General features: G+C 41.5%; 20 protein-coding genes. 11 read left to right on the top strand and 9 right to left on the bottom strand.

Annotation, left to right across the window (positions count from 1 at the left end):
• Nucleotides 1-99: 99 nt before the first annotated feature.
• Nucleotides 100-1,536: a proline--tRNA ligase gene (proS, locus tag CSV72_RS06090; RefSeq protein WP_099677597.1), complete on the top strand. Its 1,437-nt coding sequence runs from the start codon at nucleotides 100-102 to the stop codon at nucleotides 1,534-1,536.
• A 440-nt stretch (nucleotides 1,537-1,976) separates the two neighbouring features.
• On the opposite strand, the gene CSV72_RS06085 is transcribed toward proS, so the two are convergent.
• Nucleotides 1,977-4,169, bottom strand: a complete 2,193-nt coding sequence (locus CSV72_RS06085; RefSeq protein WP_099677646.1) for a DNA topoisomerase III — start codon at nucleotides 4,167-4,169, stop codon at nucleotides 1,977-1,979.
• 298 nt (nucleotides 4,170-4,467) lie between these two features.
• On the opposite strand from CSV72_RS06085, the gene CSV72_RS06080 reads away from it, so the two are divergent.
• Nucleotides 4,468-4,905 (top strand): GatB/YqeY domain-containing protein, encoded by a 438-nt coding sequence (locus CSV72_RS06080; protein WP_099634273.1) that lies wholly within the window; start codon nucleotides 4,468-4,470, stop codon nucleotides 4,903-4,905.
• 51 nt (nucleotides 4,906-4,956) lie between these two features.
• On the opposite strand, the gene CSV72_RS06075 is transcribed toward CSV72_RS06080, so the two are convergent.
• Complete coding sequence (locus CSV72_RS06075; protein ID WP_099677596.1) at nucleotides 4,957-5,559, bottom strand: hypothetical protein; 603 nt, start codon at nucleotides 5,557-5,559, stop codon at nucleotides 4,957-4,959.
• 404 nt (nucleotides 5,560-5,963) lie between these two features.
• Between CSV72_RS06075 and CSV72_RS06070 the strand changes: the two genes are divergently transcribed.
• Nucleotides 5,964-7,205: an acyl-CoA dehydrogenase family protein gene (locus CSV72_RS06070; RefSeq protein WP_369802888.1), complete on the top strand. Its 1,242-nt coding sequence runs from the start codon at nucleotides 5,964-5,966 to the stop codon at nucleotides 7,203-7,205.
• Nucleotides 7,206-7,466: 261 nt separating this feature from the next.
• On the opposite strand, the gene CSV72_RS06065 is transcribed toward CSV72_RS06070, so the two are convergent.
• Together CSV72_RS06065 and CSV72_RS06060 are read right to left on the bottom strand one after the other, a co-directional pair.
• Nucleotides 7,467-8,984, bottom strand: a complete 1,518-nt coding sequence (locus CSV72_RS06065; protein ID WP_099677595.1) for an ABC transporter permease/substrate-binding protein — start codon at nucleotides 8,982-8,984, stop codon at nucleotides 7,467-7,469.
• On the bottom strand, nucleotides 8,977-9,927 hold the full coding sequence (locus CSV72_RS06060; RefSeq protein WP_099677594.1) for an ABC transporter ATP-binding protein: 951 nt from the start codon (nucleotides 9,925-9,927) through the stop codon (nucleotides 8,977-8,979). Before CSV72_RS06060 ends, CSV72_RS06065 begins: the two co-directional genes overlap by 8 nt.
• A gap of 168 nt (nucleotides 9,928-10,095) precedes the next feature.
• Here CSV72_RS06060 and CSV72_RS06055 point away from each other — a divergent pair, with 168 nt between their 5' ends.
• From CSV72_RS06055 to CSV72_RS06030, 6 genes are all read left to right on the top strand, one after another.
• The gene (locus tag CSV72_RS06055; RefSeq protein WP_099677593.1) at nucleotides 10,096-11,127 is read left to right on the top strand and encodes an ABC transporter permease; all 1,032 of its coding nucleotides are present in this window, start codon (nucleotides 10,096-10,098) and stop codon (nucleotides 11,125-11,127) included.
• A gap of 1 nt (nucleotide 11,128) precedes the next feature.
• Complete coding sequence (locus CSV72_RS06050; RefSeq protein WP_099677592.1) at nucleotides 11,129-11,803, top strand: ABC transporter ATP-binding protein; 675 nt, start codon at nucleotides 11,129-11,131, stop codon at nucleotides 11,801-11,803.
• A 194-nt stretch (nucleotides 11,804-11,997) separates the two neighbouring features.
• Nucleotides 11,998-12,972 carry a c-type cytochrome gene (locus CSV72_RS17215; protein WP_099677591.1) on the top strand — a complete coding sequence of 325 codons (975 nt, stop codon included), beginning with the start codon at nucleotides 11,998-12,000 and terminating at the stop codon, nucleotides 12,970-12,972.
• Nucleotides 12,973-13,061: 89 nt separating this feature from the next.
• Complete coding sequence (locus CSV72_RS06040) at nucleotides 13,062-13,691, top strand: alpha/beta hydrolase (RefSeq protein WP_099677590.1); 630 nt, start codon at nucleotides 13,062-13,064, stop codon at nucleotides 13,689-13,691.
• A gap of 12 nt (nucleotides 13,692-13,703) precedes the next feature.
• On the top strand, nucleotides 13,704-14,591 hold the full coding sequence (locus CSV72_RS06035; RefSeq protein WP_099677589.1) for a hypothetical protein: 888 nt from the start codon (nucleotides 13,704-13,706) through the stop codon (nucleotides 14,589-14,591).
• Nucleotides 14,584-15,147, top strand: coding sequence for a hypothetical protein (locus CSV72_RS06030; RefSeq protein ID WP_099677588.1), 564 nt, complete (start codon nucleotides 14,584-14,586; stop codon nucleotides 15,145-15,147). The genes CSV72_RS06035 and CSV72_RS06030 overlap by 8 nt, the downstream gene beginning before the upstream one ends.
• A 32-nt stretch (nucleotides 15,148-15,179) precedes the next feature.
• Here CSV72_RS06030 and CSV72_RS06025 read toward each other — a convergent pair whose 3' ends face one another.
• From CSV72_RS06025 to CSV72_RS06015, 3 genes are all read right to left on the bottom strand, one after another.
• A complete protein-coding gene (locus CSV72_RS06025; protein ID WP_369802887.1) occupies nucleotides 15,180-16,091 on the bottom strand; it encodes an EamA family transporter in 912 nt (303 codons plus the stop codon).
• 155 nt (nucleotides 16,092-16,246) lie between these two features.
• Nucleotides 16,247-16,486 carry a hypothetical protein gene (locus tag CSV72_RS06020; protein WP_099677586.1) on the bottom strand — a complete coding sequence of 80 codons (240 nt, stop codon included), beginning with the start codon at nucleotides 16,484-16,486 and terminating at the stop codon, nucleotides 16,247-16,249.
• Nucleotides 16,487-16,502: 16 nt separating this feature from the next.
• Complete coding sequence (locus CSV72_RS06015; protein WP_369802886.1) at nucleotides 16,503-16,808, bottom strand: DUF3243 domain-containing protein; 306 nt, start codon at nucleotides 16,806-16,808, stop codon at nucleotides 16,503-16,505.
• Between the two features lie 157 nt (nucleotides 16,809-16,965).
• Here CSV72_RS06015 and CSV72_RS06010 point away from each other — a divergent pair, with 157 nt between their 5' ends.
• Nucleotides 16,966-17,436 carry a general stress protein gene (locus tag CSV72_RS06010; protein WP_099677585.1) on the top strand — a complete coding sequence of 157 codons (471 nt, stop codon included), beginning with the start codon at nucleotides 16,966-16,968 and terminating at the stop codon, nucleotides 17,434-17,436.
• A 97-nt stretch (nucleotides 17,437-17,533) separates the two neighbouring features.
• Here CSV72_RS06010 and CSV72_RS06005 read toward each other — a convergent pair whose 3' ends face one another.
• Together CSV72_RS06005 and CSV72_RS17130 are read right to left on the bottom strand one after the other, a co-directional pair.
• Nucleotides 17,534-17,743: a CsbD family protein gene (locus CSV72_RS06005; protein ID WP_099677584.1), complete on the bottom strand. Its 210-nt coding sequence runs from the start codon at nucleotides 17,741-17,743 to the stop codon at nucleotides 17,534-17,536.
• Between the two features lie 151 nt (nucleotides 17,744-17,894).
• Nucleotides 17,895-18,017, bottom strand: a complete 123-nt coding sequence (locus CSV72_RS17130; protein ID WP_255397532.1) for a hypothetical protein — start codon at nucleotides 18,015-18,017, stop codon at nucleotides 17,895-17,897.
• Between the two features lie 145 nt (nucleotides 18,018-18,162).
• Between CSV72_RS17130 and CSV72_RS06000 the strand changes: the two genes are divergently transcribed.
• Nucleotides 18,163-19,362: an MFS transporter gene (locus tag CSV72_RS06000; RefSeq protein ID WP_099677583.1), complete on the top strand. Its 1,200-nt coding sequence runs from the start codon at nucleotides 18,163-18,165 to the stop codon at nucleotides 19,360-19,362.
• Nucleotides 19,363-19,386: the final 24 nt, after the last annotated feature.

Below are 19,386 nucleotides of genomic sequence, written 5' to 3'. Positions count from 1 at the left end.
CATTGTGACGGCATTCAATTGTAGGAATGCTTGATTTGTTATATGATTAACAGTATGGAATAACAAGAGTGCGGTTTTTACTAAGGAGGAAATAAAGTAATGAGCAATCAGCAAAATGATTTTACGAAATGGTACATCGATACGATCCAGAAAGCAGATTTGATGGATTATACACCAGTGCGTGGATGTATCGCGTTTAAACCGGACGGCTATGAAATCTGGGAGCATATTCAGGATGAAATGAATCGTCGATTTAAAGAGACGGGTCACCGTAACGCCTATTTCCCAATGCTAATTCCAGAATCGTTTTTCGAAAAAGAAAAAGATCATATCGAAGGATTTTCTCCAGAATTGCCATGGGTAACAGAAGCGGCGGGCGAGAAATTGGAAGAACGTTTGGCGCTACGTCCAACGTCTGAAACGATGATTGGTCATTTGTATTCTGACTGGATCAAGAGCTACCGTGACCTTCCAGTACTCATCAACCAGTGGGCAAACGTATTCCGCTGGGAGAAAAAAACGCTACCATTCATTCGTACGTCTGAATTCTTGTGGCAAGAAGGACATACTGCACACGTAGATGAAGAAGAAGCACGCCATGAAACGATGCAGATGCTGGAAATCTACAAAGAAGTTGTTGAAGACTTACTTGCAATTCCAGTATATGACGGTCAGAAAACACCTTCTGAGCGTTTCGCGGGTGCAATTGATACATTCTCGATTGAAGCGATGATGAAAGATGGTAAAGCAGTACAAGCCGGAACTTCACATTACCTCGGCACAAAGTTTGCGGAAGCATTTGATATCAAATACTTAACAAAAGAAAACAAGCACCAGTTCGTGCATACAACATCTTGGGGAACGTCAACACGCTTGATCGGTTCAGTTATCATGGTCCATGGTGACGAGCAAGGTCTTGTATTGCCTCCACGCGTTGCACCGACGCAAGTCGTGCTAATTCCGGTTGGCCCTTGGAAAAAGAATCCCGCAATTATGGAAAAGCTGGACGAGATCTATGCTGAATTGAAGTCTAAAGGAATCCGCGTACGTTTAGACGATTCGGATCAGTCTCCAGGCTTCAAGTTTAACGAGTACGAATTAAAAGGTGTCCCGGTACGTCTAGAACTTGGACCACGTGATCTTGAAAATGATCAAGCATTGATGAAAGCGCGTGACGGCGGTGAAAAAGTAGCAGTTGATCTTGCTGAAGCTGTTGCGAGCATCGAGCAAGAACTACAGACAATGCAGAAGCGTTTGCTTGAAAATGCTCGTGTGTTCCGTGACGAAAATTCTCATACGAACATCGATACGCTAGATGAGTTGAAGAAGCATATTGAAGAGAGTGCGACGAACGAAGTAACTCCAGGCTGGATCCTTGCAGGTTGGTGTGGCGATGATGCATGTGAAGAACATGTCAAAGATGAAACGAAATTTACAACACGTAATATTCCATTCAATCCGCCGGCAGAGAAATCCGCTTGTATTAACTGTGGAAATGAATCGAAGCATACAGTTTGGTTTGCAAGAGCTTACTAATTGAGAAATCAAAAGCTGTCCCACGAAGTTTTCGTGGGACAGCTTTTTTGGTGATAATAAGTTGGAATGCTGTAAGGAATGACTTTGTGAGTGTGATGGGATGGAAGCTTCGGCTTCCATCCTACTTTTATAATGTAGGGACTAAGAACACTTATTGCCGATAGCGTGTGAACTATGACTGTGTTTTGGACTTATTTAAGTTCAATTACAGAAGTTTACTATCGATCACAATCTTAACTTTAAAGCACAACAAAAAGTGTCACCCACTCGCACTGCAAGAGATTGGTGCGTAGGAGGGGCGACTCCCAGAGGGTCAGGTCGACAGATGAGACAACCAAAGAGAGCATAGCGAACTGGTTGGCTCATCGCGGCCCCTCAGGAAAGCGTCCCCTCCGAAGCGCCAATCCCGACCCCAACACAAACGTCAGCTTACTTTGATATTAGTCGTCCAGTTTCAACCCTTTCAATGCATCTGCGAATGGGTTGTTCACCGGTTCATCTTCGTCGTTTTTCTTCAAGTACTTCTGCACATCGCGCTTGTTTACTTTGCCTTTTGAATCCTTCTCGCGTCGTGCCTTGAATACCGAGAGTTTTTCGCGGTAACCACACTTGCATGTAAAGATCTGTCCTTCACCTTCACCGCGCAACTCCATCTTCTTCTTACACTGTGGACAACGTGCGTTTGTGACGCGGGAGACATTTTTACGGTGGCCACACTCACGATCCTGACAAACGAGCATCTTGCCATGCTTACCGTTTACTTCAAGCATCGGCTTCCCACAGTCAGGACATGTTTTCGTGGAAATGTTATCATGTTTAAACTTTGCTTCACTCGCTTTAATCTCTGAAACAATTTCTTTTGTATAACTTTTCATTTCATTAATGAAATCTTCTTTTTTTAGCTGACCTTTGGCAATTTGCTCTAACTTTAGTTCCCACTCAGCTGTCAGTAAAGGAGATTTCAATTCATCCGGTACTAATTCGAGCAACTGCTTTCCTTTGTTCGTGACGTGGATGTCTTTCCCGCGTTTTTCAATCAGGAAGGAGTTGAAAAGTTTGTCAATAATATCAGCACGTGTTGCGACCGTTCCGAGTCCGCCTGTGGATTTCAATGTGTCAGCCAATTTTTTATCCTGTGTGCCCATATATTTCGTCGGGTTTTCCATGGCGGATAATAAAGTAGCTTCATTGAATCGGGCAGGGGGCTTCGTTTGTCCCGATGTTTCTTTAATAAGTTTAATGTCGAGCTTATCGCCTGCAGCGAGTTTAGGTAACAGTTGTTCTTTCGTGTCTTGTTCAACTTCTTCTTCGTCAAATTGATTGTTATAAACTTCTTTCCAACCAGCAACCAAAATCGTTTTACCGCGCGCTGAGAACCGTTCATCTGCTATTTTTGCATGAACTGTCAATTGCTCGTATTCATGTGCAGGGAACAGAACGGCTAAGAAACGCTTGACGACCAGATCATAGATTTTTCGCTCGCGATCAGACAATTTATCAAGAAATACGATTTCTTCTGTCGGAATGATTGCGTGGTGATCAGATACTTTGCTGTCATCAACGAATGATTTACTCGTTTTGATTGGTTTCTTTAGTATTTTATTCGCAAGTGAACGGTATTCACCTATACCAACTGTTTTCAAACGCTCAGGAAGTGTTGCAACGAGATCGCTTGAAAGGAAACGTGAGTCGGTTCGTGGATAGGTTAGTATTTTATGCTGTTCATATAATTTCTGCATAATGTTAAGTGTATCTTTTGCTGAGTAGCCGAACATTTTGTTGGCGTCACGCTGTAATTCAGTTAAATCGTACAGACCAGGTGAGAATGTTTTTTTCGCTTTCTTCTCAACATTTTCAATTACCGCTTGTTTTCCATCGACCTTTTTGACGATAGCTGATAGTTTGTCACGGTCAAATGAACGAGTATCGCCTGTTTTTGCATCTTGCCAAGTCAGTTTTAGTTTCGAGTCAGATTGCGCTTCGACACCATAAAATGTTTTGGGGCGGAAGGTATTAATCTCTTCCTCACGCTGTGCAATAATTGCGACGACAGGAGTTTGTACACGTCCGCAGTTAAGCTGTGCATTAAACTTGGTTGTTAGTGCACGCGTAGCATTAAGACCGATATACCAATCGGCTTCAGAACGTGCGACTGCTGCTTCAAATAAATTTTCATACGCTTTACCTGGTTTTAACTGCGCGAAACCATCTTTAATTGCTTTGTCAGTTACGGATGAAATCCATAGACGTTTGATTGGCTTCTTAACCTTCACTTTTTCGATAATCCAACGAGCGACTAATTCTCCTTCACGTCCAGCGTCTGTACCGATAATAATATCTGAAACATCCGTGCGAAGAAGTTGCGCTTTTACGGCATTGTATTGTCTACTCGTTTGTTTGATGACCGTAAGTTTCAAATCCTCGGGCATCATCGGTAGGTCATCTAGTTTCCATGTCTTGAATTTCGTATCGTAATTCTCTGGGTCAGCAAGCGTTACTAAGTGTCCGAGCGCCCACGTCACGATATATTTATCGCCTTCTAAATAGCCGTTACCCTTTTTATTGCAGTTCAGCACACGGGCAATATCCCGTGCTACGGAAGGTTTCTCCGCCAGTACTACACTTTTTTTCATATAATGAACTCCTTTTTTTATATACATGTCGAAAAACTCCTCCAACAGATAAGGTTTCTGACCTTATGCTATATGAAGGAGTTACTTACTAAAAAGTGTAAACCAGACCGGAAGTTTCGTCAATTAAGGCGGACGTAAACGTTTTGTGCGTTCAATACTAGAGATATAGGAGTTGCAAAGTGGAAAGTAAAGTCAACCTCGAAAATAGGGTCGGTATTTCAGACGGAGTAAGAATACAAGACTGAACGTATGCTTTTTTTGTATACTGTAAGTAACACTATAGAAACGAGGGATTTCCATGTCAGAATTAAAAGATCGTTTAATGGCCGATATAAGAACTGCAATGAAAGAAAAAGACACAATGAAGAAAGGTGTCATTAATTTATTGCGTGCAGGTCTACAAAATGAATCGATTGAATTAAAGCGCGAACTGACGAAAGAAGAAGAAATCAAAATCGTTCAGCGTGAGCTTAAGCAAACAAAACAATCGCTCGATGAAGGTCAAAAAGCTAATCGTGAAGACATCGTGGAAGCAGAAAAAGCGAAGATTGCGATTGTCGAATCCTATTTGCCGAAACAGATGAATGTGGAAGAAGTAAAAGAATTGATTGCTTCATTAGGCATTTCAAAAGACGCGTCAATGGGTCAGACAATTGGCGTTGTAATGAAGGAAGTGGCTGGTCGTGCGGAAGGAAAGACAGTGTCGCAGGCAGTTAAAGAGTATTTACAGAATTGAATTATGAATAAAGAACTGGACGACAAGTAGTGAACTTGTCATCCAGTTCTTTTATTTTTCAAATGAAGCCCGTAATACGTATACTACATCGTATTCTTTTAATTCATCCAAGTATCCTTCTTTTTGTTCGTAGAAATCGGAAGATAATGTACTTGTTGGCGAACCTTCTGTTGTTGATGTGTAGATGATACCCGCCAACAACATATTATCCGATAGAAGTAAACCTTCTTGTGGATTGGTATTAAATAAAGTGGCCATGTCTTTCAATGCCTTCAGTTCTTCTTGATTACTAACACTTGCAGCGCCCTTAGCGTCGCTAACACTTGCTGAGAATAATAGTTCTGCTTCGAGTGTTTGTGTGACTGTCAACACGATGCTACCCTTCGTTGATTCTCCGGGCATTGGGGTGGATAGCTCGCTGATCGGTTCTGCAACTTTCTTCCCTTTTTTGTATTTTTCTACCCAAAGAGTAACCTTTTTATAGTTTTGATCAGCTGTATAATCAAAGACAAATGCAGTATTAGCAGCTGTTTCAAGTATTTGTTTTTCACGATCTGTAAGTTCAGGTATCGTCAATTTATTCGTGTCGGTTGCAGCACATGCACTGAGAACTAATAGGCAGCTTAAAATCATTATACTCGTCCATTTTTTCATCGCCTAGGCCTCCTTCTCTTTATAATTCATTATAGCATTTTACCGTACTGACCGTTATAGTAGCGTGTTTTTCTAGCCTTTAATATAAATGTGTCCAAATTTATCAAATAAGTAATACTTGAATAAAAAAACGATAAAAGCTCGGATGGATATTATGGAATTGAAATGACTGTTACATCATATGTAATATAGTGTTTTCAATGTTTTATCCATTTTTATTTTGAGAAAACGTCACAAATTCATATGATGAATTGAATGGATTTATTAGATGTTTTATTATAATTTAAAATAAAAAAGATATTTATTTTATAGACCAATCTTTACTATTTAATAAAACGTGATAATGTTGATAGAGAACAGCCTGCTTGCTTGCTAATAGTAAAGTAGGTAAATGATAAAATGGAGTGGTAATTTTGGTAAAAAGTGCTATGATGGAAAAACAAAAACAACAAGATGGAATTATGCAAATTCCTGAATGGTGGACTTGTCCAGAAGGGCATGAAGAATTACAAAAAGCTGCACATGCGTTAGGTAAGAAAGAATTGCTGCCGCGTGCACTTATTTCTGATCAAGAGAGAAGTTATCCACGTGAAAGTTTACGTGAAGTTGCGAAGTCTGGTTATTCGGCTGTTACCATCCCGGTTGAAGCGGGTGGTCTGAAAGACGGATTCACAGCATTTGCAGTACTTTCCGAAAGCTTTGCGCATTATTGCCCATCTACGACGATGTGCTGGGTTATGCATATGACTACAGCGCATACGATCTATGAAGCGGGAACAGAAGAACAGCGTCAGCGTCTATTACCACGCTTGCGTGAAGGACAAATCGGTGGCTTAGCGTTTAGTGAAAGGGCGACAGGGGGGCACTTCTGGAATATCGGTAGTAAAGCGATACGAAATGTAAATGGTTATTTGCTGGACGCTGAAAAGTCATTCGTTACAAGTGGTGGAGAAGCAGACTTTTATTTAGTTGCAACGACGTCACCTGAAACCGATAATCCGGATAATTTAATGTTTTTATTGGTCGAAAATGATCAGCCGGGAGTTGAAGCATTCCCGTTCGATGCAATGGGATTACGCGGAAACGCAAGTGGCCCGATGAACTTTAAAGATGTGCAAGTAGTTCTTGAAAACCGTATCGGTGGCGAAGGCGGTATGGGTTATTTCAACGACAACACGATTGATCCTCTATTCTTACTAGGTTCAGCAGCTTGTTGGGTCGGTATTGCACAAGGTGCTTTGAATATGGCAACAGATGGTGCTAAACGCAGAGTACACGCGGATACGGGATCATCCGTTACAGATTACCAAGTCATTCGTCATGAGTTGGCGAAGGCGCAGATCAAAGTAGATAGCGCACGTAGTATGTTGTATCGTACAGCGGATGCGTTAGATCGTTGCACTAAAGAAGGTAAAGAATTATCGGAGTGTTTATATCCATTATGGCAGCTGAAGACGCATGCAGCAGATATGGTAATTGATGTTACCAATTCGGCGTTGCAAGTGTCTGGTGGCCGTGGTTATATGACAGGTCAGGTAGAGAAGTTCGTACGCGACGGGCGTGCTGGTGCTATTATGGGACCAACAAACGAAGTGTTGCGTGAGTGGATCGGCCGTACAATGATCGAAGTTCCTTGGATGGATTAATTAAATCAAAACAAAACAGTCACCGGCAGGGTATATCTGCGGGTGACTGTTTTTTATTGATATTTGGTAGTGAGTGGGAGAGCGCTGTGCGGTTACGCTCATTAATTCGTATAAAGCGATCATAGTGTTCGGTTAAACGCTCTAAGAGGGTGTCTAAGCGCTCTATCAGCACGCATTACCGCTCTATCATGCTCCGTAAGCGCTCATACTTGCCGTATAACCGCTCTAATACGTACAGCGGCGATCACGCCATCCTCACGTTTACTCCAACAAACCTTGTTCTTTCAAAAATGCCTCTGCTACTTCTTTCGCGTTGGCACCTTCCGCGTTTACTTGATAATTCATTTCACGCATCTCATCATCCGTTACGATTCCAGCAAGGCTGTTTAACGCATCCTCCAGCTCTGTATACTTTTTCAGCGTCTCTTTACGAAGTAATGGTGCGCCTTGATATGGAGGGAACAGTTCTTTGTCGTCTTCAAGAACGGACATTTCGTATTCTCGTAGTTCGCTATCTGTCGAATAGGCATCCATCAAATTGATCTCGCTTGCTTCTATTGCCTGATAGCGTAGCTTCGGTTCCATCGTTTGAATAGAAGGGAACGTGATGCCATAAAGCTTCTGGATGCCTAGGTATCCATCTTCACGGTCATTAAATTCGAGAGTGAAGCCTGCTTTCACGGCTTTCTCGACTGCGGCCAGATCAGATATTGTTATCAGTCCGTACTCTTCTTGGAATGCTTTGGAGACAGCAAGTGTGTACGTATTATTGAAGGACATTGGTGTTAGAAGTGTCATATTAAATTCTTCATCTAGTCCTTTTCGTGCTTGCTCATATACTTCATCACGGTCATTGCTGACGGCTTGCTCTTTCAGAAACTCAGAAATAGCTGTACCCGTAAATTCAGGATACAAATCAATACTTCCCGATCTCAGGGCGTTGAAGACGAATGAAGTTTTACCGAGGCCCGGTTTTAATTCGACGGACAGATCGGTTTGGTCTTCGATTAGTAATTTATACATATTAATTAGAATTTCAGGTTCTGCGCCAAGCTTGGCTCCGATGACTATTTCATTTTTGGAGTTACCTCCTATAAATGGTGCCGCAATCATCAAGACAGCCGCAATAATGAATAGGGCAAATGCGGCAATAGCTTTTCTGAATGAAAGCCCTTCGAAAATCTTTAATAGGAAATCAAAGAAAAGCGCAAGTAACGCTGCGGGTATAGCGCCTAGTACGATTAATGAAGGATTATTGCGATCAATTCCGAGCAATATCAAATCACCTAGACCACCCGCGCCAATCAAAGCAGCTAATGTTGCGGTTCCAACGATTAATACCATCGATGTGCGGATACCGGCCATGATGATTGGCATCGCAAGCGGTAATTCAACTTTCATTAGCCGCTTTCGTGTATTCATTCCCATTGCAGTCGCTGCTTCTCGAAGTGAAGGGTCGACTTCTTTAATGCCCGTGTATGTATTGCGCAAAATGGGCAGCAATGCATAGACTACTAACGCAATAATAGCGGGTATTTTCCCTATACCGAATAATGGAATCAATAGACCGAGTAATGCGAGAGAAGGAATCGTCTGCAATACAGCGCTTGCACCAATGACAGATTCCGCTATTTTTCGCCGGTTTGTCAAATAGATTCCTAGTGGAACCGCGATGACCACCGCAATTAATAAGGAGATTAATGAAATCTGAATATGTTCGATCAGCGCTTCCAGTAATTGACCCCGTCTGTTTTGAAAAACATCTAGAAAATTATTCATTAGACGTTCCTCCCTTGAGTGATTGCTCCGCTAGAAAATGTAGAATACCTTTTCGGGTAACCATTCCAATGACTTGTCCATTTTGTTTAATCGCCACTTGATCTTCAGAAGCTAAGAACTGCAAGAGCGGGCCCCATTCAGAATCAATTGGGATTGCAAAAGCTAGCGATAGATCTGTTGGAATCTCTTCTATATGATCCTTAATGGAAAATGTGCGTGCTGCAGCTGATGCTGTAAACTCGCGCACGAACGGTGAAGCAGGTTTAGTTAGGATCTCTTGTGGTGTTGCAATTTGCTCAATCTTGCCCTGATTCATGATGCAGACACGATCGCCTAGTTTAAATGCTTCCTGTAAATCATGTGTGACAAAGACAATAGTTTTTTGAATTCGATTTTGTAAATCTAGCAAATCATCTTGCAATTTTAGGCGACTGATTGGATCTAGTGCACTAAATGGCTCATCCATCAATAGAATGTCTGGGTCTGCAGCAAGCGCGCGCACGACACCGACCCGCTGTTGCTGGCCACCTGACAATTCATGCGGTTTACGCTTTCGGAATACTTCTGGATCCAACCCGGCCATTTCAAGCAGTTCCGTTACGCGGTTACGGATGTCTTTCTTTTTCCAGCCAACCAGTTCAGGAACAACTGCAATATTTTCTTCGATAGTCATATGCGGAAACAACGCGATTTGCTGCAATACATAACCAATTTGCCAACGAAGTTCATGGATTGGATAATCACTGATCCGCTTGCCGTCGAGCCAAATCGTCCCTTTTGTTAGTGGGATCAGTCGGTTAATCATCTTAAGTGTTGTAGTCTTCCCACAACCACTCGGTCCGACTAGCACAAGAAACTCTCCGCGCTCAATTTCTAAATTCACTGAATCCACGGCCAAGCGTGACATATCATAACTCTTTGACACCTCTTCAAAACGAATCATCAAAATCCCTCCTTTTATTATTACAATTTTCACATAGTGACAGAAAAATAGGAAGTCATATCCTTTTAAAAAGGTAAGGAAAAGTAGTGCATTGTAATATGCCGTTCATTCTCTGTTCATCTTCGAAAGATAAGATAGGAGTATAAAGAAAAAACGGAGGCAATCGATATGAAAATTGCATGGAAAGAAATGAAGAAAAACAAAGCTAAATTCCTGATTCTAGGATCCATTATATTCCTCGTCAGCTTCTTGACATTTATAATCTCAGGACTGGCAAATGGATTATCACAGGATAACGCAGCGCTTATTAAAGATTTACCACAAGGGAAATTTTATTTAGATAAAGAGGCTGACAAGACCTATAACCTATCGAAAATAGACGAAGGAGTTCAGCAGCAAATTCTCATAGACAATCCTGAAGCAACTGCATTTTCTGTTCAGATGGGATTCATCAATGACGAGGACGATAAACAGCATAGTCTGGCATTCGTTACTTCTACCGATTCAGCGCTGTTCGAAAAGGTTAAAGAAGGAGAAATAGTTCTGGATCGTTCTTTACAAGAAGATGGAATTCAAGTGGGTGACGTCTTAACGAATAATCAATTCAGTGGAGAATTCATCGTTAAAGGATTTGTTGACCAACAAAAGTATAGTCACGCACCGGTTGCTTTCATTGACATGACGAACTACCAGGAAATTTATCGAGTGATGGAAATGCAGACGATTTTCATACCAGGTAAAGATGCACCGACACTTAGCGCATTAGATTCTTTTTCTAATAAAGAGTTCTTAAATGCCATTCCAAGTTACAATGCAGAGCAGATGTCATTGAATATGATCGTTTGGTTCTTGGTCATTATTAGCGGTATGCTATTTGCAATTTTCTTCTATATGATGAACGTTCAGAAAATCGGATTGTACGGTATATTGAAAGCAATCGGTATGAAGACGATTTCGTTGTTCAAGATGATTTGGTATCAGATGCTAGTCATTACAGCTATTTCACTCGCGTTGTCCATTGCACTCAGCCAAGCATTTAGCTTGGTTGCCCCTGAAGGCATGCCGTTCCACTTAACGATGGATACCGTATTGATGCTATCTGCAGTATTTATGGTGGTTGGTTTTATCGGTGCTACTATTTCAGGATTCCAAGTGAAAAATATTGAACCGCTTCAAGCGATTCAACAAGGAGAGATGTAATATGTCTGCCTTTATTATTGATGAAGTGAAAAAAACGTTCTCTAATGGGGAAATTGAAGAAGAAATATTAAAAGGTGTCAATTTATCTTTAAAAGAAGGAGAAATAACCGCGCTGATCGGACCTTCAGGATCTGGTAAATCGACGATTCTAACTATCGCGGCAGGATTGCAAAAAGCATCCACCGGTGAAATTATGTTTGAGGGGAAAGACATGACGAAGATGAGTCAGGAAGAGGTTCGCCATATTCGGGCGACAGACTTCGGATTTGTTTTTCAGTCATCTCACTTAGTCCCTTTTTTGACGGTGGAAGAGCAACTGCAGTTAATGCTTGATGTATCAGAAACGAAAATGAGCAAAAAGGAACAGACTAATGCAATAGATGAGATGTTGAAGTTAGTTGAAATGGAGCACCGCAAAGAGTCGTATCCTTCTTCCTTATCAGGAGGCGAGCGTCAACGTGTGGCGATTGCACGTGCAATCATCCATCGTCCAAAGATCTTGTTTGCCGATGAACCTACCGCCAGTCTTGATACGAAACGCTCAAAAGGTGTGATGGAATTACTGCAGGAACTAACACGCACCTTAAATTTGACGACATTAATGGTGACGCATGACGAAGAGATGCTACCGTATGTTGACCGGGTAATTACGATGCGTGACGGTTATATAGTGTAATAAGCAGTCAACGGCACTTTGCCGTTGGCTGTTTTTCATTGTGTTATAAAAAATCGACTGTAGAGTATCTCACATTATAAGCTTTAAGATTAAATAATAATGAACATTAGTAATAAAATGGATAGACTGACATGGGGATGTATGATAGGTTAAATATGGAATATATACATAATTGGTAAAAAGGAGGAGTAGGTATGAAAAGAACAACGGGATTAGCTTTAGGCTTCATTGTTGTAGTTTGTTTGGTCGTCATAGTATTTATGGGCAACCAAATGCGTGTGAATAAAGACCATGCATCAGAAGCTCCAGAAGTAGAAGCGCCGACGGAAGAGGTTGCTGGAATTCAGCACAACCCGCCTTCAATGGATGACGTTCCGGAGGGGAAAGAAGGGGAAGCGATCAAACGCGGCTTCGATTTATTCGATGATACATCCAACGTATTACGTTCCGAGGCAGCTACGGTAGAAGACGGACTTGCCCGAGTGAATGAATTATCTTGTACAAGCTGTCATGCGGGTGCAGGAACAGACGAAGGGGTTTCATCCATGGTCGGAATGTCTGCAGTGTACCCAATGTACATCGGACGATCGGGTCAAATGGTTACACTTGAAGAACGTATTAACGGTTGTATGGTAAGAAGTATGGACGGACAAAAATTTGCTGATGACGATGAGGACTTAGATGCGATGGTGGCATACATGACGTATATCTCCGAAGGTATTCCAGTAGGAGCTGAATTAGATTGGCGCCACAAAAACACTCTGGATGACTTGCCGACACCGAACGTGGAGAACGGTGAAAAGGTGTATCAGCAATCTTGTATCGCGTGTCACGGTGAGAACGGTGAAGGGATTGGTTCTAACACTGGCCCTAAACTTTGGGGTGATGGATCATTTAACGATGGAGCAGGAATTGCACGTATGACTAAAATGGCTGGGTACATCCAGAACAATATGCCAGTTGGTCAAGAAGACACAATTACTGATCAAGAAGCAAGCGACTTGGCGGCATACGTTTTGTCAAAAGATCGTCCTGAATGGAAAAATCACGACAAAGACTGGCCGGATGGTGGTCGTCCAAACGATACAATGACTAAAGAACTTCGTGATCAAATCAAAGATGGCACAATTAACTGGGATGAAGTATTAGCCAAGCCAGAAAAGAAATAAGCTGTTCAACACGTCTGTCGCATAAAGTGGCAGGCGCTTTTTTCTATGGTAAACTAGTTGCATAAAGAAGAGAAAAGGGGAGAATGACTTTGAAATCACCATTTACTTTTACACATACAAAGCCAACGAATGCAGAAGAGAAACAATCTGCACTATTTTTACTTCATGGAATGGGGAGTCATGAAGGAGATTTACCACAACTAGTCAAAGACTTTAAAGAAACTCATCATATTTTCAGTTTAAGAGGACCCATCGTTCATGAGCCAGGCTATGCATTTTTCACAATTGAAGAGGAAGGAAAGCCGGTTCGTGAAGTTTTCGATAAAGTACTCGTCTACATCCAATCATTCATTCGCGAAGCCATCCAGGAGTATGATCTAGATCCGGAGCGTTTGACGGTCATCGGTTTCAGCCAGGGAGCTGTACTTGCACAAGCATTGGGGGTAACACTGATACCTTCACCTCATGGCGTAGTGGCACTTAGCGGGTATGTACCTGATTTCGTCAAGAATGAATACGCAATACAGTCTGTGGAAAATCAACATATATTCATTTCCCATGGTGACTATGATTATGTCATTCCATCCCAATCAGGAGTGGAAAGCAAAGAGTATTTCGAATCGCTCGGAGCGAATGTTACGTTTAAGACATATACTGACGGACATGGCGTAACGCCAGAAAATCAACAAGACTTGGTGACGTTTATACGTTCGCTATAAGGAGTTGGTCGGTTGAAGATTAAACCATTTTGGGCAATTATGCTGACAATCGTATTGATCTGGGTTGGTAATTATATGTACGCCGAGCAGCATAAGCTTGATCATCCTGTCTTCTTGAATCATTATCTTGATATAAGCTTGGAGAATGAACTGTATATACCGTTTTACTTCATTACGAATAAAGATGATACATCATATATTCAACTAGTAGAGCTTGGAAATATTCGAGGGACTCCAGATCGTTTCGGTGAGAATGAGGGAGTAGAAGAAGTAGAGCAATTCGGTAGATATTCACTCAAGAGGGTGAATATACAGTTCGATCCCGAAGCATCTGTGAAACCTGGAGAAACAGTGAGATTCAATGAAATGGTTGTACACTTCACTGGCCACGATACGAAGATTTATCCAATAGGACAGATTCTGTTCCAACGGCAGAAAGAAGAGTTGGATCCGTTCGCTTTCAAATCTGGATCGGTAGGAGAATATTCGGAAGCCCGACTAGCTGCAAGGGAAGCATTGACGATAGAATCTGTTAGCACGGTATTCGATGATACTTTACAAGGGAAATTCCACATTAAATTGCAGAGTGCAGATCATGCAGAAACAGAGCAATTAGAGACTGTATTGGAAAGTGATGAGTGGAGTAAAACAAAAGGCACCGATATACGTAAGATGAAATTTCCTTTGCATTTAAAAATGGGCGACTGGTTGACAGTGAAAAGTTACGCTGATCCTTCTCTACATGCATTACTAGACGTGAAGATTGATTTAAATGGTACAACGGAAGCCGGTGAACTGTTCGTCGGGCAAGTTGGTCATCTACATTTCTATCCGTATATGACGAAAGAATCTATACAGCGAGTCATCGATGAGCGAACGGAGGTAGAGAACCATGAATAAAGCATGTAGGTTATTCTTCTGGGGCTACCTATTCGTGTTCTTCCGGTTGCAAATAGGGATCGACATACTGGCGGCACCAATTGGTTATTTTTTGATTTATTCAGGTGCACGACTTCTTACTGAACATTATCCGGTAGCGAAAAAAGTGCAACTCACCGCGTTCATCGGGTTGCTCATTTCGGTACTAGGCGTTTTCGTGAATCTATCCGAAGTCAGTGATATCGGCTGGACCATATATGCGGAAACTTTATTCATTTGGAAAGTAATCGTTGCCTACTACTTATTTGGCACGTGGAAATCGATGATTCAAGAACCCGGCCAAGCACATTTGCATAACCGCATACACATGGCTTACATCTGGTACATGAGTATTCACTTTCTGATGATGCTGATGGCAGCGTTCTCGTTAAATTTTGGAGATCACGCATTTTCAACATTCTTCATCATTGTAAGTTTTGCAGTTGTTGCAATGGATATCATGCTTTTGTTCCTCATCGCTTCATTGCGTAGAGTGGATTGGTCGGAATATACAACAAACGAGACTTCACTGGATTAGGGAAGTCTCGTTTGTTTTATTCATTTTTCCTTTTACTCCACCCGTCTTAATCGCAATCTAGTCTTCACTGCAAAACGTTGCAATATAGCGGGCCAAGTCATCCCGAATAACACTAGGAAAATGCCGAGAAACTGCAATAGCGTTAACCTTTCGCCAAGCAACAGCATCGAAGCGATAATCGCCACGGGCAACTCGACAGCACTTAAAATAGAAGACATGCCTGCTCCGACTTTTGGTACGCCGATTGAAAATAAGAAAATGGGTAGGACAATGCCAAACACGCCTAATATGGCACCGTACATCCACAATCCCTCACCCAACATCCCGTTCCATAAAATTTCTGGAGACTGGAAAAATGTAATGGCAATTGCTGCATAAAACGACATTAAGAACAACCGCGTCACTACATCCATACCAGGCACTGGCTTCTGATTTGCTGTAACGAACGCTGCGAAACTAAATGCAGCAGCAAGTCCCCACGCCCAACCTTGCCATGGAATCCCGCTTACATCGACGTCAATCAATCCAGCAGCTAAAATTGTTCCGCCGAATAGAAAGACAAGCGACACCACTTCAGATTGTTTGGGTAGACGCTTCGCTCCAATACATTCGTAAAGCATTCCGATCCATGTAAATTGAAAGAGTAATACGACCGCCAATGAAGCGGGCATGTATTCAACTGCTTTTCCATACACTGTTCCAGTAATCGCTGTGAATAATCCTGCAATTAAGACTGGAAAACTTCCACGAAGTGTCGGGACGCCACGTTTAACTAAGATAAAAATAATAAGTGCTAATAGAAAACCTGTATAATATTGGCTCGTCACTGCCTCTGAAGCGGTGAAGCCATCTTGAATAGCTAATTTAATAATCGTTGATAAAATTCCGTAACTTGCAGCTCCAAATACAACGAGCAGCGGATACATCCAGGGTTTCATCCGCATAACCTCCATTTCCACCGGATCATAGTATATCATGGATATGAATTTTCGGACTGAATAATTGTCTCTGCATTTCCCGGGAAATATCGACAACTACTGCAAATAAACGGGGAAAAGCTGTACAGTGAAGTTTTCACTGTACAGCTTTTATCGGTAAATCAGTGGGGTGCACCATAGTCGTTAGACAAGCTACCGCCACTAAAACGAGGGGAGTGGTTGATTTTTTCTTTCATAAGATCTTTTCGCTGATCGGGTAAAGAAATCGAGTCGACCGTTTGCATATCTTCATGCAAATCGAACAAACTAACTGTATTAGTCTGTAAATTTTCAGGATGTGTCTGAATCAGACGATACGTATTCGGATGATATTTTGGACTTGGGTTTTCTGTTGATGCCACGTCTTATCGCCTCCTATTATGCTTGGCGAACCATTTTCAGAAGCATATGTGCCAAAGAGTGTTGCTCTTCTTTAGAACCTGAATCCCAAAGTTCTTGTAATAAATACTGCTCACGGTTTCGCGGTTCTTCATGACGTGATAAGTAATTGGCAATAAATTCAGTTGTCTTCGCCAATTGTTCATCACTCATTCCAAGGTTTTCACCTTTGTGTACCTTTTCGGCTAGATACCCTTTAAAATGATTGAAATTTTGCAAAATCTGCTCTTTCTTTTCTTCTCCCATGTTTGAAACCTCAGATTCCAACTTCTTTTTTATTTCCACCAATCAACCACTCCTTTTCATTGTGATACAAATAGCTTGTACAAGAAGTGAAGAACTATGCATGGGAAGATACATACCAAGTATTTAGAATTATGTGTGAAATCGGTCTTCAGTGGGTAGAAGTATAGCATAGTGTTAGTTAAAGGGAGGTGCAATAATGGCTAATAAACAATATGAGGGCACATTTCATTCAGTCGACAATGTTCTTTATAAAATAACGGAACTGGAAGCCAAAGGGTTTAAAAAACATCGTATGTGTGCAGTCTCTAATGTGCGGGATGATTTAAAAGTATTGGAAAGTGATTCTGAAATTGAGTTAATTGGTATCCAGGAAGGATCACTCTGGGATCATACGCGCCGTCTGTTCAATAGTAAAGATGAAATGTTGACGATCTTTATTAAAATGGGTTTTACGAAACAAGAATCCAAAACATTCTATAATGATTTAAAAGAAGGCGGTATCGCGTTGTTTGTCGATCAACTGACAGATGAAGAACGAGCGCAGTCCATAGATCCACATGATAGTGCCCAACAGCAAACAGACAGCGGAGAAAATCTGGACAGTAACTCGAATGAAGAAGGCAACCCTATTCCAAATAGTCCGCGAATAGGTACCGATCAGTTATGAAAAAGAAGGATCTCCCATTGTGATGGAAGATCCTTCTTTTTATATGCCTATATAAAACCAGCCTGCTGATTGAGCAACAGAATGGTTATCCCCCATATTATTTTTCTTGGTGTGCTTCGTCATCGCTAAAGTGTTCTTTCGCTTCACCGATCTTTTCTTGTGCAGTACCTTTTGCTTTGTCCCATTTACCTTCAGCTTGCATTTTAGTGTTGTTAGTTAAATCGCCTACGGTATCTTTTACGCTACCTTTAATTTTGTTGCCAATTCCTTTTAATTTATCTTCTGTACCGTGATCTTTGTTACTCATATTATCTCCTCCGTTTCGTTTGTTAGTATATAAATACCCACTTTCAAAAAGAGAAAACATCAAAATTATTGTCGGAAAGATTACTAAGGAAATGAAAAACCGGAAACCTTCTGGAGGCTCCGGTTTTTCGGGTGTATGCAAATGATTGGCATTACGGATTACTGTTCATTCCTGAAAGGTTACTAATTTGCTCCATAAGTTTTTCCCGTGACTGCTTATTTCGCATGAGGTAAAGTGCACCAAGTCCGACAGCTGTCATCGCCATTTTGTTCATTTGTCTAACACCTCCAAATAGTAGGATGGCTTTTTGTAAAGATAATATACATTTGATTTTAATACGTCTTCTACTAAATCCAGATAAACTTTTAGTGTAGTGATATAATTTCATTATTCACATATTATGGACTGGAAGTGTCATTATGAATTTACAAGCAAAATCAACGATTCGAGAGCTTCGATTTTGGCGTATTGTCATCGGGCTAGGTATTGCTTCAGTGCTAATATTTGCCGCGATGTATGCTATACAGCCTTTGTTACCTATTTTAACAAAGCAATTCAATGTGTCGGTATCCACTGCCAGTTTAGCCATGTCCGTCAATACAATAGGTCTAATTTTCGGATTGGTGATTCTTGGGTTTTACTCTGACCGGATGGGTAGATCCGTTTTTGTGAAAATCTCCGTATTAGTAACGGCGCTATTGTTTATTCCTATGTTTATGACGAATTCTTTTACTATTATCCTTGTTCTACGTTTTATACAGGGCTTTGCAATGGCCGGTGTATTGGCTGCTGCTCTTGCTTATATTAATGAAGAGATCAATGAGCGGGTAGTAAGTGTGGCGACTGCTCTGTATATTTCATTCAATGGCACAGGTGGGATGCTTGGTCGTTTTGTAACGGGCTATTTGGCAGAACGCTGGTCATGGGAATTGTCACTTCAACTTCTGACGGTCATAGGCGTGGCGGTATTTATCTTCTTACTAGTCGTTTTGCCGAAATCCATTCACTTCGAGCCGAGTGTGGAGTCAATAAAGAAAGACATGGAAGGTTTCGGCATTCATTTAAAGAATCCAGCTTTACTAATTGTTTTTGGACTTGGTATTGTACTACAGCTGAGCTTTACTGGTATGTGGACGTTTCTGCCTTTCCATTTGACGGATTCACCATTTTCGATGACGCTTGATGAAGTTTCTTACATCTACTTTGCTTATGCATTTGGAATTATTGGTGCACCGCTTGCTGGCTCTATTGCTAGTAAAGTTGGTATGACACCTATTCGTTTTATAGGTGTCATTCTGCTGGCGGTCGGCTGTCTTCTTACCATTCCCACTACATTACCGCTAATTATTATCGGTTATTGCGTGATCTGTCTTGGCTTTTTCTCTGCCCATTCTTTAACAGCGGCTTCTGTGAGTAAAGAAGCAACGCATCATAAAGGGAGTGCGTCAAGCTTGTACCTCGTTTCTTACTATATCGGTATGGCGGCAGGAAGTACGCTAGTAACGCCGCTTTGGCAGTTTGCAGGGTGGACGGGTCTCGCTATGTTTTCGGCGGTTGTGCCTGTAGTCTATGTACTACTGATCCGATTACGACGTAGAGTGTTGAGTAAAGCGCAGTAAATGAAAAACCAGATGCCGGAATAT

It is taken from the genome of Sporosarcina sp. P20a, from assembly GCF_002743175.1.
In the GTDB taxonomy this organism is placed as follows: domain Bacteria; phylum Bacillota; class Bacilli; order Bacillales_A; family Planococcaceae; genus Sporosarcina.
Note: the sequence above shows the minus strand (reverse complement) of the source record. Positions and strands in the feature narration are given on the sequence as shown.

Excerpts from the sequence above, each read along its gene's own strand:
- CSV72_RS06065 (WP_099677595.1), bottom strand. The coding sequence starts at position 8,984 with ATGAATAATTTTCTAGATGTTTTTCAAAACAGACGGGGTCAATTACTG.
- CSV72_RS06005 (WP_099677584.1), bottom strand. The coding sequence starts at position 17,743 with ATGAGTAACAAAGATCACGGTACAGAAGATAAATTAAAAGGAATTGGC.
- CSV72_RS17215 (WP_099677591.1), top strand. The coding sequence starts at position 11,998 with ATGAAAAGAACAACGGGATTAGCTTTAGGCTTCATTGTTGTAGTTTGT.
- CSV72_RS06025 (WP_369802887.1), bottom strand. The coding sequence starts at position 16,091 with ATGCGGATGAAACCCTGGATGTATCCGCTGCTCGTTGTATTTGGAGCT.
- CSV72_RS06055 (WP_099677593.1), top strand. The coding sequence starts at position 10,096 with ATGAAAATTGCATGGAAAGAAATGAAGAAAAACAAAGCTAAATTCCTG.
- proS (WP_099677597.1), top strand. The coding sequence starts at position 100 with ATGAGCAATCAGCAAAATGATTTTACGAAATGGTACATCGATACGATC.
- CSV72_RS06000 (WP_099677583.1), top strand. The coding sequence starts at position 18,163 with ATGAATTTACAAGCAAAATCAACGATTCGAGAGCTTCGATTTTGGCGT.
- CSV72_RS06030 (WP_099677588.1), top strand. The coding sequence starts at position 14,584 with ATGAATAAAGCATGTAGGTTATTCTTCTGGGGCTACCTATTCGTGTTC.
- CSV72_RS06050 (WP_099677592.1), top strand. The coding sequence starts at position 11,129 with ATGTCTGCCTTTATTATTGATGAAGTGAAAAAAACGTTCTCTAATGGG.
- CSV72_RS06010 (WP_099677585.1), top strand. The coding sequence starts at position 16,966 with ATGGCTAATAAACAATATGAGGGCACATTTCATTCAGTCGACAATGTT.
- CSV72_RS06075 (WP_099677596.1), bottom strand. The coding sequence starts at position 5,559 with ATGAAAAAATGGACGAGTATAATGATTTTAAGCTGCCTATTAGTTCTC.
- CSV72_RS06060 (WP_099677594.1), bottom strand. The coding sequence starts at position 9,927 with ATGATTCGTTTTGAAGAGGTGTCAAAGAGTTATGATATGTCACGCTTG.
- CSV72_RS06085 (WP_099677646.1), bottom strand. The coding sequence starts at position 4,169 with ATGAAAAAAAGTGTAGTACTGGCGGAGAAACCTTCCGTAGCACGGGAT.
- CSV72_RS06080 (WP_099634273.1), top strand. The coding sequence starts at position 4,468 with ATGTCAGAATTAAAAGATCGTTTAATGGCCGATATAAGAACTGCAATG.
- CSV72_RS17130 (WP_255397532.1), bottom strand. The coding sequence starts at position 18,017 with ATGAACAAAATGGCGATGACAGCTGTCGGACTTGGTGCACTTTACCTC.